The following is a 14411-nucleotide window of genomic DNA, read 5'->3' as shown; positions in this document are numbered from 1 at the left end:
ATGGCACATGTCTGGCGCGGAGTCCTCCGCGAGTACGCCGACCGCCTCGGCGTGACCGACACGTCGACCGTCGTGACACTGGGCGAGGGCGGCACGCCGCTCCTCCCCGCACCCGCGCTCTCGCGGCGCACCGGCACGGACGTCTGGGTCAAGTTCGAGGGCATGAACCCGACCGGGTCGTTCAAGGACCGCGGCATGACGGTCGCGGTGTCGCGCGCGATCGACCACGGCGCTCAGGCCGTGATCTGCGCCTCGACCGGCAACACGTCGGCCTCGGCCGCCGCGTATGCGGCGCACGCCGGCATCACGGCGGCGGTGCTCGTTCCCGAGGGCAAGATCGCCATGGGCAAGCTCAGCCAGGCCGTCGCGCACAACGGGCGGCTCATCCAGATCCGCGGCAACTTCGACGACTGCCTCGAGATCGCCCGCGAGCTCGCCGACCACTATCCCGTGCACCTCGTGAACTCGGTCAACCCCGACCGCATCGACGGTCAGAAGACCGCGGCGTACGAGGTCGTCGAGCAGCTGGGCGACGCCCCCGACTTCCACTTCATCCCGGTCGGCAACGCGGGCAACTACACCGCGTACACCCGCGGCTACCGGGAAGAGGCCGATTCCGGTGTGTCGACGCGCGTGCCCCGCATGTTCGGCTTCCAGGCCGCCGGGTCCGCGCCCCTCGTGCGCGGTGAGGTCGTGAAGGACCCCGAGACCGTGGCCAGCGCGATCCGGATCGGCAACCCGGCCTCGTGGCATCTCGCCCTCGAGGCCCGCGACGCCACCGACGGCTGGTTCGGCGCGATCGAGGACGAGAGGATCCTCGCCGCGCAGAAGCTGCTCGCCGGCGAGGTCGGCATCTTCGTCGAGCCGGCATCAGCCATCAGCGTGGCGGGCCTGCTCGACCGCGTCGAGGCGGGCATCGTGCCGAAGGGCGCGCGCGTCGTGCTCACCGTCACGGGCCACGGCCTGAAGGACCCGCAGTGGGCGCTGCGCAACGCCGACGGCTCGCAGGTCGAGCCGACCGTGGTCGACGCGACGACCTCGGAAGTGGCATCCGTTCTCGATCTCGTCCCCGCCGCGGTCGCCGAGCCGGTCGACGTGCAGGGACCGCACGCGTGAACGCAGCCGTCGTCCCGGCACCCGGCCGCCGGGTCGTGGTGCGGGTGCCGGCGACGAGCGCCAACCTCGGGCCGGGCTTCGACACCCTCGGACTCGCGCTGAGCGTCTACGACGAGCTCGACGTGACGGCTCTGCGCGAGGGCGAGCTCGACATCGAGGTCCACGGCGCCGGCGCGGCCGACGTGCCGCGCGACGCGTCGCACCTCGTCGTGCGCGCGATCGCCTACGCGTACGAGTCGGTCGGGCGACGGATGCCGGGGCTGCGCCTCGTCGCGAAGAACGTGATCCCGCACGGCCGCGGCCTGGGGTCCTCGGGTGCGGCCGTCGTCTCGGGCCTGCTCGCCGCGAAGGGACTGCTCGACGGCGACGTCGAGTTCGGGCCCGACACGCTGCTGCGCCTCGCGACCGAGCTCGAAGGCCACCCCGACAATGTGGCGCCGGCGCTCTTCGGCGGCCTCACCATCGCGTGGGTCGACGAGGACGGGCCGCAGCACAAGAAGCTGCTCGTGCACCGCGGCGTGTCCCCGCTCGTGCTCGTTCCCGAGTTCACGATGTCGACGAAGCTCGCGCGCAGCCTGCAGCCGATGCAGGTGCCCCGCGAGGACGCCGTCTTCAACGTGTCGCGTTCGGCGCTGCTGATCGCCGCGCTCACGCAGAGCCCCGAACTCCTGCAGGCCGCCACGGAAGACAAACTTCACCAGAACTACCGCGCGGGCGCGATGCCCGAGACCGACCGGCTCGTGCGCGCGCTGCGGGCGGAGGGCTTCGCGGCGGTGGTGTCGGGCGCGGGGCCGAGCGTGCTCGTGCTCGCCGACGGCCCGGGCCGCCGGCTCGAGGCGGCCGCCCTCGCGACGGCCGTCACCGACACCCCGTGGGAGGCGCTGATGCTCGCCGTAGACTTCAAGGGTGGTACAGTGAGGGAGTACGCGGAGGGTTCCACGTAACTCGTGAATCTGGCCTCCGTCGCAAATCTGCGAATCCACCGCACGGCATTCTGACCTGCCGACGTCCGCTGAGTACCCTCGCGGTCCCTCACCCCGTCGGCGGGTGATTCGACGGGCCTGACAACCGGTCGAATGGGCATACGCCCCCATCCCGCGCCGTGCGATCGTGCACAACCCGTTCGTTTTCACAAGGGAGAACTCGTGGAGTCCATCTCCGAGATCCACGCCGACGTTCCGGCCGACGAGCGCGCGGAAGCGCCCGAGGCCGTCGAGAACTCAGGCATCGCCGTCGAGCAGTCCGACGTCGCCGAGACGGTCGCCGAAGTGGCGGTCGAAGAAGCCGAGGCGGCCGACGAGGTCGCCGAGGAGGCGGTCGTCGAGGCCATCGTGGCCGACGCCGAGGAGGCTGTCGCCGCCGCTGCCGACGAGCAGACCGAGGCGGCTCAGGCCGTCGCCGAAGAGGCTGTCGATGCCGCGCTCGCGGCCGAGGCCGCGGCCGAGGAGGCCGTCGCAGAAGCCGTCGTCGCCGACGCCATCGCCGACGAGGCGGTCGCAGAGGCGGTCGTCGCCGAAGAGGCGCCGGCCGAGGCCCCCGCCGAGGAGGCCCCGGTCGCCAAGGCGCCGCGCAAGCGGGCTCCGCGCCGGGCCAAGAGCGGCGACGCGGCGCCGGCTGCCGCCGCCGCCGAGGAGGCCCCCGCGGCCCCGGCCGAGGCCGCTGAGGCCCCCGCCGAGGCTGCCGAGACTCCCGCCGAGTCCGCCGAGCCGCCCGCAGCGTCTGCCGAGGCCGCCGAGACCCAGCCCGCCAAGCGTCCCGCGCGACGCGGCCGTGCCCAGGCGGGCAAGGCCAAGGCGGCACCCGCCGACGACGCCGAGGCCGCGGCATCCGTCGAGGTTCCCGCCGAGACCGTCGGCGACACCGACGAGGCGACCGGTGACGAGGGCCGCCAGGCCACGGAGTCCACCGAGGCCGACGGTGCCGAGACCCCGAGCCGGGGCCGCAACCGCAGCCGCAACCGCAACCGCAACCGCGGGCAGACCGGCCAGAACGGCGACCGTCCGAACGGTCAGGCCGCGGCACCGGCCGAGCCCGCCAAGCCCGAGCAGGCCGACGACGACCAGCCCGCCCAGGGCGGCGCGCGCGGCCGTCAGCGCAACAAGCGCCGCGGTCAGAACACCACCGACGAGTTCGAGACCGAGATCGGCGAGGACGACGTCCTGATCCCGATCGCCGGCATCCTCGACGTGCTCGACAACTACGCGTTCGTGCGCACCACCGGGTACCTGCCCGGCCAGAGCGACGTGTACGTCTCGCTCGGCCAGGTCAAGAAGTACAACCTGCGCAAGGGCGACGCCGTGGTCGGCGCCATCAAGCAGCCGCGCGAGGGCGAGCAGTCCAGCCGCCAGAAGTACAACGCGCTCGTCAAGGTCGACGCGATCAACGGCCTGTCGGTCGAGGATGCCGCGACCCGCGTCGAGTTCGGCAAGCTGACGCCGCTCTACCCCCAGGAGCGCCTGCGCCTCGAGACCGCGCCCGAGAAGCTCACGCAGCGGATCATCGATCTCGTCGCCCCGATCGGCAAGGGCCAGCGCGGACTCATCGTCGCCCCGCCCAAGGCCGGCAAGACCATCGTGCTGCAGCAGATCGCCAACGCGATCGCGACGAACAACCCCGAGGTCCACCTCATGGTCGTGCTCGTCGACGAGCGCCCCGAAGAGGTCACCGACATGCAGCGCACGGTCAAGGGCGAGGTCATCGCCTCGACCTTCGACCGCCCTGCCGAGGACCACACCACGGTCGCCGAACTCGCCATCGAGCGCGCCAAGCGCCTGGTCGAGCTCGGCCGCGACGTCGTCGTGCTGCTGGACTCGATCACGCGCCTGGGCCGTGCCTACAACATCTCGGCACCGACCTCGGGCCGTGTGCTCACGGGCGGCGTCGACGCGTCGGCGCTGTACCCGCCGAAGCGCTTCTTCGGCGCTGCGCGCAACATCGAGAACGGCGGATCGCTCACGATCCTCGCGACCGCTCTCGTCGAGACCGGCTCCAAGATGGACGACGTGATCTTCGAGGAGTTCAAGGGCACCGGCAACAGCGAGCTGCGCCTGAACCGCCAGCTCGCCGACAAGCGCATCTTCCCGGCGGTCGACGTCAACGCGTCGTCGACCCGGCGCGAAGAGATGCTGCTCTCGCCCGACGAGGTCAAGATCACCTGGAAGCTGCGCCGCGCGCTGGCGGGCCTCGAGCCCCAGCAGGCCCTCGAGGTCGTGCTCGGCAAGCTCAAGGAGACGCAGTCGAACGTCGAGTTCCTCGTGCAGATGCAGAAGTCGATCCCGGCGCCTGCCCGTGACGCCCACGGCGGCGGTCACAGCCACGCGCACGACAACAGCATCCGCTGAGCCTTGTCGAAGCATGATCCCGGGATGTTCGAGTCGGTCAAAGGGCTGATCGAGGAGCACGCCGCGGTCCAGGTCGAGCTGTCGGATCCCGCCGTCCACGCCGATGCGGCGCGGGCCAAGCGGGTCAACCGGCGCTACGCCGAGCTGTCGCGCATCGTGAAGGCACACGAGGACTGGACCGCGGCATCCCACGATCTCGAGGCGGCGCGCGAGCTCGCCCGGGAGGACGAGGCGTTCGCCGAGGAGGTGCCGGCGCTCGAGACGCGGCTCGCCGACGCGCAGGAACGTCTGCGACGGCTCCTGATACCTCGAGACCCCGACGACGCGCGCGACGTCATCATGGAGATCAAGCAGGGCGAAGGCGGCGCCGAGTCGGCGCTGTTCGCCGCGGACCTCCTGCGGATGTACCTGCAGTACGCCGCGTCGAAGGGCTGGAAGACCGAGCTGCTCGAGCGCAACGAGTCCGACCTCGGCGGCTACAAGGACGTCCAGGTCGCGATCAAGGGCTCATCGAGCGACCCCGCCCAGGGCGTGTGGGCGCACCTGAAGTACGAAGGCGGCGTGCACCGCGTGCAGCGCGTCCCCGCCACCGAGTCGCAGGGGCGCATCCACACGTCGACGACCGGGGTGCTGGTCTTCCCCGAGGTCGACGAGCCGGAAGAGATCCACATCGATCCCAACGACCTGAAGATCGACGTCTTCCGGTCGTCCGGCCCGGGCGGTCAGTCCGTCAACACGACCGACTCCGCGGTGCGCATCACGCACGTTCCCACGGGGATCGTGGTGTCGATGCAGAACGAGAAGTCCCAGCTGCAGAACCGCGAGGCCGGCATGCGCGTGCTGCGGGCCCGCCTGCTCGCCAAGCAGCAGGAGGAGCTCGAGGCGGCGGCATCCGATGCGCGCAAGTCGCAGATCCGCGGCATGGACCGCTCCGAGCGCATCCGCACGTACAACTTCCCCGAGAACCGCATCGCCGACCACCGCACCGGATACAAGGCGTACAACCTCGATCAGGTCATGGACGGCGCGCTCGACCCGATCATCGAGTCCGCGATCCAGGCGGACGAAGAGGCGCGGCTGGCCGCCCTCGGCAGCGACTCCTGACCGCAGGCGACGCGCCATGCGTCGCACAGGGGCCTGGCCCGGCGCAACCCGTCAGATGACGTACTCGGGGGTCGTGAGCAGGGCGCGCGTGTCTTCGCCGGTGCGGCGGGACCGCGGCTTGGCGGGGACGCCGACGAGGACGCTGTCGGCCGGCGCGTCCTTGGTGACGACGGCGTTGGCGCCGACGACGGAGCCTGCGCCGATCGTGACCGGGCCGAGGATCTTCGCGCCCGCGCCGACCGCCACGCCGTCGCCGATCGTGGGGTGGCGCTTGCCGCCCTCGCGCTGCCGGCCTCCGAGCGTCACGCCGTGGTAGAGCAGCACGTCGTCGCCGACCTCGGCGGTCTCGCCGATCACGACGCCCATGCCGTGGTCGATGAAGAAGCGACGGCCGATCGTCGCGCCGGGGTGGATCTCGATGCCGGTGAGCCAGCGCGTCACCTGCGAGCCGGCGCGGGCGATGAAGCGCGCGCCCCGCGTCCACAGCCCGTGCCACAGCCGGTGCGACCAGATCGCGTGGAGCCCGGGGTACAGCAGCGCGATCTCGAGGCCGCTGCGAGCGGCGGGGTCGCGCAGCTTCGCCGCGGCGACGTCCTCGCGGACGCGGGCGACGAATCCGATGCGTTCGTTCATTTCTTCTCGGCCTCCGGTTCGCGCAGGTGCTCGTAGAGCGCGGTCGACAGGTATCGCTCGCCCGAGTCGGGCACGATGACGACGATCCTCCGGCCCTCGGCCTCAGGACGTGCCGCGATCTCGAGGGCGGCCCAGACCGCGGCGCCGGCCGACATCCCCGCGAGGATGCCCTCGCGCGTGGCGAGGTCGCGCGCGGTGCGGATCGCGTCGTCGAACTCGACGTCGAAGATCTCGTCGACGACGGAGCGGTCCAGCACGTCCGGCACGAAGTTCGGGCCGATGCCCTGGATGCGGTGGCCGCCGGCGCGCCCTTCGGTGAGCACGGGGGAGTCCTTGGGCTCGACGAGCACGATCCGGGTCTCGGGGCTGCGCTCCTTGAGCACCTGCCCGACCCCGGTCACCGTGCCGCCGGTGCCCGAACCGGCGACGAACCAGTCGACGCGGCCTTCGGTGTCGCGCCAGATCTCCTCGGCCGTGGTGCTGCGGTGGATCGCGGCGTTCGCCTCGTGCTCGAACTGGCGGGCCAGCACGGCGCCGGGCGTCTCGGCCGCGATCCGCTTGGCCGTCTCGACCGCCTCGGTCATGCCCTTGTACGGGTCGGTCAGGACGAGCTCGGCACCGTAGGCCTTCAGCAGCGTGCGGCGCTCCTTCGACATCGATGCCGGCATCGTGAGGATCACCCGGTAGCCGCGCGCAGCACCGATGAGGGCCAGCGCGATCCCGGTGTTGCCGCTCGTGGACTCCACGATCGTGCCGCCGGGGACCAGCTCGCCCGCCGCCTCCGCCGCTTGGACGAGCGCATAACCGAGGCGGTCCTTGACCGACGAGCCCGGGTTGTAGAACTCGAGCTTCGCGAGCACCTCCGCGCCGAGCCCCTCGGTGAGCGCGTTGAGGCGCACCAGCGGCGTCTCGCCGAACGCGGTGGTGATGTCGGGATGGATGCCGGGCACGAACGCTCCTTTTCAGGCCGGGATGCGACGACGGCGCGACGGCGTCCGAACTGGTCCTAGCGTCCCAGAGGATCGCGCGTCGCGCCGCCGTGCGGGTTCAATCCTCCCGCAGATCCTCGAAGAGCGCAGTCGACAGGTACCGCTCGCCGGTGTCGGGCGTGACGACGACGATCTTCTTCCCGGCGTTCTCGGGACGCGCGGCCAGCTGCAGGGCGGCCCACACGGCCGCGCCGCTGGAGATCCCGACGAGGATGCCCTCCTTCGCGGCGAGTTCGCGCGAGGTCGAGATGGCGTCGTCGAACTCGACGGTGACGACGTCGTCGAACACCTCGGTGTCGAGGATCGGCGGCACGAAGTTCGGGCCGATGCCCTGGATCTTCGCGGGACCGGGCGTCCCGGTCGACAGCAGCGGCGACGCGGACGGCTCGACGGCGACGACCTGCACGCTGGGCTTGCGCTCCTTGAGCACCTGGCCGACACCGGTGATGGTGCCGCCGGTGCCGACGCCGGCGACGAAGATGTCGACCTCGCCGTCGGTGTCGCGCCAGATCTCCTCGGCGGTGGTCTTGCGGTGGATCTCGCGGTTCGCCTCGTTCTCGAACTGCTTCGCCAGGATCGCCCCGGGCGTCTCGGAGGTGATGCGCTCGGCTTCGGCGACCGCGAGCTTCATCCCGCCGGCCGGGTCGGTGAGCACGAGCTCGGCGCCGAATCGCTTGAGCAGCTGGCGGCGCTCGACCGACATCGACGAGGGCATCGTGAGGATGACCTTGTAGCCGCGCGCCGCGCCGACGAGCGCGAGCGCGATGCCGGTGTTGCCGCTCGTGCCCTCGACGATGGTGCCGCCGGGCTGCAGCGCGCCGGAGGCCTCGGCCGCATCGACGATCGCGATGCCGAGACGGTCCTTCACGCTCGAACCGGGGTTGTAGAACTCGAGCTTCGCGTACACCTCGGCGCCGGCGCCGTCGGTGACGCGGTTGAGGCGGACGAGCGGCGTGTTGCCGAAAGCAGCGGTGATATCGGAGTGGATGCCGGGCATGTCGATCGGCCTTTCGGGAGGGTCACGTCAGATGGCCCCCAGCCTAGGACGCGGTGCCCGGCGTGAGTCCTTGTATGACGAATCGTCACGGCGGTCGCGAGTCCGGACGCCGCGTCGTGGCGCCGGCATCGCCGCATAGAGTGGAGGCGTCATGAGCTCCGCCGCACCGTCCGTCGCCGAGGCGCTCCGCCATGCCGCAGCACGACTGGCCGCAGCGGGCATCGCCGATCCCGTCGTCGATGCGGAGCTCCTCGCGGCGTTCGTCCTCGGGGTGACGCGCGGGGGAGTGCAAGCCGCGTCGCTGCGGGGCGACGCCGTCTCGGCGGACGACGTGCGGCACCTGGAGCAGCTCGTGGAGCGCCGGGCCACCCGCGAGCCGCTCCAGCACATCACCGGCGTCGCACCGTTCCGCCACCTCGAGCTGCGTGTGGGCCCGGGCGTGTTCGTGCCGCGGCCCGAGACCGAGGTCGTCGCGCAGCTCGCGATCGACGCGCTGCGGGTCGCGGCATCCGAAGCCCCTGTCGCGGTCGATCTCGGCACCGGGAGCGGCGCGATCGCGCTGGCGATGGCGACCGAGGTGCCGCACGCGCAGGTGTTCGCCGCCGAGAACTCCGTCGACGCGTTCGTGTGGACCAAAGAGAACTTCGCGCGCGTCGGCGCCGGCAATGCGCGCCTCGCCTTCATCGACCTGGAGCACGCGTTCCCCGAGCTCGACGGCACGGTCGCGGTGGTCGCGTCCAACCCGCCGTACGTTCCGGATGCCGCGATCCCGCGCGACCCGGAGGTCCGGTTCTTCGATCCGCCCGCCGCGCTGTACGGGGGAGAGGACGGGCTCGACGTGGTCCGCGTGCTCAGCCGCGTCGGTCTGCGCCTGGCGCACCCCGGCGGGACGATCGTGATCGAGCACGGCGAGTGGCAGGGCGAGGCGATCCGCGGCATCCTCGCGGCGGACGGCTGGCGCGCCGCGGCGACCCACCCCGACCTGACGATGCGGGATCGGGCGACGACCGCCCTGCGTCCCTGAGCCCCGGGGGCGGCAGATCTCGCTTCCCTCGCCGCGTCCGGCCGAGGCGAGCCGTGGGGCCGGCCCGGTGTCCAATTAGACTGTGGGCGACATGTCCCCCATCTTCGACTGCCGTGACGAGGCTGAGCTGCTCACCGGCATGCGCCAGGCGCGCCAGGCCATCGGTCGCGGCGACCTCGTGGTCATCCCGACCGACACCGTCTACGGCGTCGCCGCCGACGCGTTCAACGCGGCGGCGGTCGCGCGCCTGCTCGCTGCGAAAGGACGGGGTCGGCAGTCGCCGCCGCCCGTGCTGGTGGCCGGGCTCGCCACGCTGCGCGCGCTCGTGGCCGAAGTGCCCGAGCCCGTCGAGCGGCTGGTCGAGGAGTTCTGGCCGGGCGGGCTGACCATCGTCCTCCCCGCGCAGCCGTCGCTGTCGTGGGACCTCGGCGACACCCGCGGCACGGTCGCGGTGCGGATGCCGGCGCACCGCCTCGCCCTCGAGCTGCTCGAAGAGACCGGGCCACTCGCCGTCTCGAGCGCGAACCTCACCGGCATGGCCGCCGGGATCACGGCGGAGGATGCGCAGGAGATGCTGCGCGACAGCGTCGCGGTGTACCTGAGCGACGGCCCGTCCAAGACCGGCGTCGCGTCGACGATCGTCGACGCGACGAGTCTCGTGGGCGGTGCGGAGCCGCAGGTGCGCGTGCTGCGCGAGGGCGCGGTCGACCGCGCCCGGCTGCGGGAGGTGCTCGGCGACCTGCTCGAGCCCGATCCCGGCGCCGAGACCGACGCGGGCGGCGAGCCGGCGACGTCCGTCACGGAGGAGGCCGCTCCGCCCGCGGAGCCGGACCGCCCGTGAAGCAGTACGTCTTCACGATCCTGCTGACCGCGGCCGTCACCTTCGTCCTGTCGTGGGTCGTCTGGCGCGTCAGCCTGAGATACAAGCTGTACCCCGGCATCCGCGATCGCGACGTGCACACGACGCCCACGCCCCGGCTGGGCGGGATCGCGATGTTCCTCGGCGTGCTGGCGGCGTTCGCCGTCTCGGCGCAGCATCCGTTCTTCGCCATCATCTGGTCCAATCCGCAGCAGATCTACGCGCTGCTGGGCGCCGCGCTGATCATCGTCGTGATCGGCGTGCTCGATGACCTGTGGGACCTCGACTGGATGATCAAGCTCGGCGCGCAGTTCCTCGCCGCAGGCGTCATCGCGTGGTTCGGCCAGCTGCAGATCTACACGCTGCCGGTGGGCGGCATGACGATCTTCTCGAGCTGGGTGAGCTTCACGCTCACGGTGTTCGCGATCGTCGTCGCCATGAACGCGGTCAACTTCATCGACGGTCTCGACGGACTCGTCGCCGGCGTGTGCCTCATCGCGAACGCGGTGTTCTTCGCATACTCCTACATGGTGTTCCGTGACACCGGGGCCAGCAACTACTTCAATCTGTCGTCGTTCATCGCCGCCGTGCTCATCGGCGCGTGCATCGGCTTCCTGCCGATGAACTGGAGCCCGGCGAAGCTGTTCATGGGCGACGCCGGCGCCCTCATGCTGGGCCTGCTGATGGCATGCTCGGCGATCTCGATCACCGGCAACTTCGACCCCGCCATGCTCGGCGACAACGACCAGTTCGGCCGCTCGCAGCTCCTCGGTGCGTTCATCCCGATCCTGCTGCCGGTCGTGGTCGTGCTGCTCCCGCTGCTGGACTTCGGCCTGGCCGTGGTGCGGCGCATGAGCCGGGGGAAGTCGCCGTTCTCGCCCGACCGCAAGCACCTGCACCATCGCATGCTCGACATGGGCCACTCCGACCGCGACGCGGTGCTGATCTTCTACGCCTGGACGGCGCTGGTGAGCCTGTCGGTGCTGCTGATGTACATCGGCACGACCCTCGAATGGCCGGGGGACTACCTCTTCGGCGTGGTGTACGGCGTCGTCGGCGTGGCCGCATGCCTCGTCGTCACGCTGCCGCCCGCACGCCGCGCTTCCGCGGCGCACGCCGCTCCCGCGGCCGCGCCGGAGCGCGCGCCCGACCCCGAACCCTCCCCGGAGAACGCCCGATGACCCCCAGCCCTGTCTCCAGCACGCCGATCCTGCGCACCGTCCTGGTGTGGTCCGGCGCCGTCACCGCCGTGCTCGCCGTGGCGGGTGCCGTCGTCGGCTCCCTCGTCGCCGGCGAGGCGGGCCTGTGGAGCGCGCTCGTCGGCGTGCTCGTCGCCGCCGTGTTCCTCGCGATCACCGGCGCCAGCATCCTCATCGCGAACCGGTGGTACGGCGACGCGCTCTACGTGCCGCTGTTCTTCGCCATCGTGCTCGGCGGATGGATCCTCAAGTTCGTCGTCTTCATCGTCGCGCTGCTGCTGCTGCGCGATCAGCCGTGGATCGAGCCCACCGTGTTCTTCGTCGCGGTCGTGGTGAGCGTGCTCGCCTCGCTCCTGGTCGACGTGGTGGTGCTGCTGCGCATGCGCGTGCCGCACGTCAGCGACGTGCAGCTGCCGACCGATCCCGACGCGGGGGACCGCACGAGCGACCCGGATCCCGCGCCGTGAGCGCGCCCGCCGGGCGGATTCAGCGACCTCTCAAGTTTGATAGGCTGGTCGAGCGCCCGCCCGCTCGCTCTGCGAGCGCTTGCGGAGTGACGCTCACCGACCATCGTCGCAACGGTTCTCGACCGATGCCCCGAAGCTGGAGCCAGCGCTGACTACTCAAGCTGCGACCCTGATCGCCCCCTTTGCCGCGGACGCCCCTCCGGAGTTCCACGGGCCCTCGATCGACGAGTTCTTCCCTGAAGTGCTCTTCAACGTCTTCGGCGTCATCCCGGTCACTCGGATCAACCTGATCCAGATCCTCGCGACCATCGCGGTCGTGCTGATCTTCTGGCTCGGCACTCGGCGCATGCGGGTCGTGCCCGGGCGGTTCCAGAGCCTGGTCGAGATGGGCCTGGACTTCGTCCGGGTGAACATCGGCGAGGACCTCCTCGGCCGCAAGGACGCCCAGCGCTTCCTGCCGATCCTCACCACCATCTTCTTCATGGTGCTGTTCATGAACATCACGGGAATCATCCCGTTCCTGAACATCGCCGGGACGAGCATCATCGCCGTCCCGCTCACCCTGGCGATCGTGAGCTACGTCACGTTCATCTACGCGGGCATCAAGAAGAGCCCGAAGAACTTCTTCAAGAACTCGCTCTTCCCGTCGGGCGTGCCGTGGCCGATCTACATCATCGTCACGCCGATCGAGCTCATCTCGACGTTCATCATCCGGCCGGTCACGCTGACCCTCCGACTCCTGATGAACATGATGGTCGGCCACCTCCTGCTGGTCCTCTTCTTCGCGGCCACGCAGTTCTTCATCTTCGACATGGGCGGCTGGTGGTCGCTCCTCGGCGCGGGCAGCCTCGCGTTCGGCTTCATCTTCACCCTGTTCGAAATCCTGGTGGCCGTCCTCCAGGCGTACGTCTTCGCTCTCCTCACCGCGGTCTACATCCAGCTCGCGGTCGCGGAAGAGCACTGAGCGGGTCGGTCCCCAACCTGTAAATCACAGGACCGCCCACAACCGAAAGGAAACACCCCCGTGGACGCAACTACGGTTCTCGCCCAGGTCAGCGGAAACGTCGCGACGATGGGCTACGGCCTCGCCGCGATCGGACCGGCCATCGGCGTGGGCATCGTCGTCGGCAAGACGATCGAGGGCGTGGCGCGCCAGCCCGAGCTCGCCGGCCGCCTGCAGGTGCTCATGTGGATCGGTATCGCCTTCACCGAGGCGCTCGCCTTCATCGGCATCGCCACCTACTTCATCTTCCAGTAATCGCCGAAACCAGTCTTAAGGAGACAGGATGCTGAACGCTCTTGTCGCGTACGCGGCGGAGGAAGGGGCGGCCCACAACCCGCTCATCCCCGCCTGGTACGACATCATCTGGTCGGCGGTCTGCTTCGTCGTCATCCTCGTGATCTTCTGGTTGGTCGCCCTTCCGCGCATGAAGAAGCTGCTGGACGAGCGTTCCGCCGCCATCGAGGGCAACATCGCGAAGGCCGACGAGGCGCAGCGCAAGGCCGAGGCGGCTCTCGAGGAGTACACCGCCCAGCTCGCCGATGCGCGCAAGGAAGCCGGCGAGATCCGCGACGCCGCCCGCGAGGACGGCAAGAAGATCGTCGCCGAGGCCAAGGAGTCCGCCTCCACCGAGGCCGCCCGCCTCACGGCGACGGCTCACGCCCAGATCGAGGCCGAGCGTCAGTCCGCGCTCGTGTCGCTGCGCGGCGAGGTGGGCACGCTCGCCCTCGACCTCGCAGGCGGCGTGATCGGAGAGACGCTCACCGACGACAAGAAGGCCCAGGCCGTCGTCGACCGCTTCCTCGCCGAGCTCGAGGCATCCGAAGGAGCCAAGGCGTAATGGGCAGCGCGACCACTCAGGCCCAGGCGGCGACGACCGCGGCGCTCACCGCCGCGTCGGGAGTCGACCTCGACGTCGCCCGCGAGCTGTTCGCGGTGGCGCGCGCCGTGGGCGATTCGTCGCAGCTGAGCGGCGCGCTCGCCGACTCCTCGGCACCCGCCGATGCGCGGCGCAAGGTCGTCGCCGACGTGTTCGGCGCGTCGGTGAAGCCCACGACGGCGTCGCTGCTGACCACCGCCGTGGAGCAGCGCTGGTCGAGCGCCGGCGATCTCGCCGACGGGATCGACGAGCTCGCCGTGCGGGCAGCCGCCATCGCGGACGCCTCGGCCGATGTCGAAGGCGAGCTGTTCGGGTTCTCCCGCACCGTGGCCGACAATCCCGAGCTCGAGCTCGCCCTCGGAAGCCGGATCGGCGATTCGGCCGCGAAGGCCGAGCTCGTCGAGTCGCTGCTGAAGGGACGCGCGAGCGAGGCGGCGACGCTGATCGCGGCATCCCTCATCCGCCATCCGCGTGAGCGGCGCGTGCGCCAGGTCCTCGCGCGGGCGACGAGGCTCGTCGCCGACCAGCGCGGTCGCACGGTCGCCACCGTCGTGACGGCGGTTCCGCTCAGCGCAGCCCAGACCGAGCGCCTCACCTCGACGCTGTCGAAGCGATACGGCGCGAAGGTCACCCTCAACACCGTCGTCGACCCGACCGTCGTCGGCGGCATGCGGGTGCAGATCGCCGACGACGTGATCGACGCGAGCGTGTCGGCGCGCCTGGCCGACCTCCGCCAGCGACTCGCCGGCTAGACAGACTTCCCGCCTCCCGCGGAGATTTCGGGGCCGAGGCCCCATGAACG

General features: G+C 70.8%; 15 protein-coding genes. 12 read left to right on the top strand and 3 right to left on the bottom strand.

All coding sequences use genetic code 11. The annotated features are described in order from the left end of the window. The 4 genes from thrC to prfA all read left to right on the top strand — a co-directional run bounded on the left by thrC (nt 1) and on the right by prfA (nt 5561). Entirely contained in the window at nt 1–1116 is a 1116-nt protein-coding gene (gene thrC, locus IM778_RS11415) for a threonine synthase (protein ID WP_194409008.1), read from the top strand. Beyond that, nucleotides 1113–2060 carry a homoserine kinase gene (thrB, locus tag IM778_RS11410; RefSeq protein WP_194409007.1) on the top strand — a complete coding sequence of 316 codons (948 nt, stop codon included), beginning with the start codon at nt 1113–1115 and terminating at the stop codon, nt 2058–2060. The genes thrC and thrB overlap by 4 nt, the downstream gene beginning before the upstream one ends. A 201-nt stretch (nt 2061–2261) precedes the next feature. Next, nucleotides 2262–4457 carry a transcription termination factor Rho gene (rho, locus tag IM778_RS11405; protein WP_194409006.1) on the top strand — a complete coding sequence of 732 codons (2196 nt, stop codon included), beginning with the start codon at nt 2262–2264 and terminating at the stop codon, nt 4455–4457. Between the two features lie 24 nt (nt 4458–4481). Then, complete coding sequence (prfA, locus tag IM778_RS11400) at nt 4482–5561, top strand: peptide chain release factor 1 (protein ID WP_194409005.1); 1080 nt, start codon at nt 4482–4484, stop codon at nt 5559–5561. A 51-nt stretch (nt 5562–5612) separates the two neighbouring features. On the opposite strand, the gene epsC is transcribed toward prfA, so the two are convergent. The 3 genes from epsC to cysK (IM778_RS11385) form a co-directional block, all read right to left on the bottom strand. After that, a complete protein-coding gene (gene epsC, locus IM778_RS11395) occupies nt 5613–6194 on the bottom strand; it encodes a serine O-acetyltransferase EpsC (protein ID WP_194409004.1) in 582 nt (193 codons plus the stop codon). Further along, nucleotides 6191–7144 (bottom strand): cysteine synthase A, encoded by a 954-nt coding sequence (gene cysK / locus IM778_RS11390; RefSeq protein WP_194409003.1) that lies wholly within the window; start codon nt 7142–7144, stop codon nt 6191–6193. The genes epsC and cysK (IM778_RS11390) overlap by 4 nt, the downstream gene beginning before the upstream one ends. A 97-nt stretch (nt 7145–7241) precedes the next feature. Further along, nucleotides 7242–8180 (bottom strand): cysteine synthase A, encoded by a 939-nt coding sequence (gene cysK / locus IM778_RS11385; RefSeq protein WP_194409002.1) that lies wholly within the window; start codon nt 8178–8180, stop codon nt 7242–7244. A gap of 151 nt (nt 8181–8331) precedes the next feature. On the opposite strand from cysK (IM778_RS11385), the gene prmC reads away from it, so the two are divergent. From prmC to IM778_RS11345, 8 genes are all read left to right on the top strand, one after another. Continuing rightward, on the top strand, nt 8332–9204 hold the full coding sequence (gene prmC / locus IM778_RS11380; protein WP_194409001.1) for a peptide chain release factor N(5)-glutamine methyltransferase: 873 nt from the start codon (nt 8332–8334) through the stop codon (nt 9202–9204). A gap of 91 nt (nt 9205–9295) precedes the next feature. After that, entirely contained in the window at nt 9296–10045 is a 750-nt protein-coding gene (locus IM778_RS11375) for an L-threonylcarbamoyladenylate synthase (RefSeq protein ID WP_194409000.1), read from the top strand. Beyond that, a complete protein-coding gene (locus IM778_RS11370; RefSeq protein ID WP_194408999.1) occupies nt 10042–11244 on the top strand; it encodes an MraY family glycosyltransferase in 1203 nt (400 codons plus the stop codon). Before IM778_RS11375 ends, IM778_RS11370 begins: the two co-directional genes overlap by 4 nt. Beyond that, nucleotides 11241–11729 (top strand): Cg1360 family ATP-synthase-associated protein, encoded by a 489-nt coding sequence (locus IM778_RS11365; protein ID WP_194408998.1) that lies wholly within the window; start codon nt 11241–11243, stop codon nt 11727–11729. Before IM778_RS11370 ends, IM778_RS11365 begins: the two co-directional genes overlap by 4 nt. A gap of 169 nt (nt 11730–11898) precedes the next feature. Beyond that, nucleotides 11899–12693, top strand: coding sequence for a F0F1 ATP synthase subunit A (gene atpB / locus IM778_RS11360; protein ID WP_194411843.1), 795 nt, complete (start codon nt 11899–11901; stop codon nt 12691–12693). Nucleotides 12694–12753: 60 nt separating this feature from the next. Further along, the gene (gene atpE / locus IM778_RS11355) at nt 12754–12987 is read left to right on the top strand and encodes an ATP synthase F0 subunit C (RefSeq protein ID WP_273541848.1); all 234 of its coding nucleotides are present in this window, start codon (nt 12754–12756) and stop codon (nt 12985–12987) included. Between the two features lie 28 nt (nt 12988–13015). Then, a complete protein-coding gene (locus IM778_RS11350) occupies nt 13016–13570 on the top strand; it encodes a F0F1 ATP synthase subunit B (RefSeq protein ID WP_194408997.1) in 555 nt (184 codons plus the stop codon). Beyond that, nucleotides 13570–14361: a F0F1 ATP synthase subunit delta gene (locus IM778_RS11345; protein ID WP_194408996.1), complete on the top strand. Its 792-nt coding sequence runs from the start codon at nt 13570–13572 to the stop codon at nt 14359–14361. The genes IM778_RS11350 and IM778_RS11345 overlap by 1 nt, the downstream gene beginning before the upstream one ends. Nucleotides 14362–14411 lie beyond the last annotated feature (50 nt).

The sequence above is a fragment of the Microbacterium cremeum genome, assembly GCF_015277855.1.
Taxonomy (GTDB): Bacteria; Actinomycetota; Actinomycetes; order Actinomycetales; family Microbacteriaceae; genus Microbacterium; species Microbacterium cremeum.
This window is presented reverse-complemented; position numbering and strand designations above follow the sequence as displayed.

Coding starts and splice junctions, on each gene's coding strand:
- cysK (WP_194409002.1), bottom strand. CDS start 8,180: ATGCCCGGCATCCACTCCGATATCACCGCTGCTTTCGGCAACACGCCG.
- IM778_RS11365 (WP_194408998.1), top strand. CDS start 11,241: ATGACCCCCAGCCCTGTCTCCAGCACGCCGATCCTGCGCACCGTCCTG.
- prfA (WP_194409005.1), top strand. CDS start 4,482: ATGTTCGAGTCGGTCAAAGGGCTGATCGAGGAGCACGCCGCGGTCCAG.
- thrC (WP_194409008.1), top strand. CDS start 1: ATGGCACATGTCTGGCGCGGAGTCCTCCGCGAGTACGCCGACCGCCTC.
- IM778_RS11375 (WP_194409000.1), top strand. CDS start 9,296: ATGTCCCCCATCTTCGACTGCCGTGACGAGGCTGAGCTGCTCACCGGC.
- prmC (WP_194409001.1), top strand. CDS start 8,332: ATGAGCTCCGCCGCACCGTCCGTCGCCGAGGCGCTCCGCCATGCCGCA.
- IM778_RS11345 (WP_194408996.1), top strand. CDS start 13,570: ATGGGCAGCGCGACCACTCAGGCCCAGGCGGCGACGACCGCGGCGCTC.
- epsC (WP_194409004.1), bottom strand. CDS start 6,194: ATGAACGAACGCATCGGATTCGTCGCCCGCGTCCGCGAGGACGTCGCC.
- IM778_RS11350 (WP_194408997.1), top strand. CDS start 13,016: ATGCTGAACGCTCTTGTCGCGTACGCGGCGGAGGAAGGGGCGGCCCAC.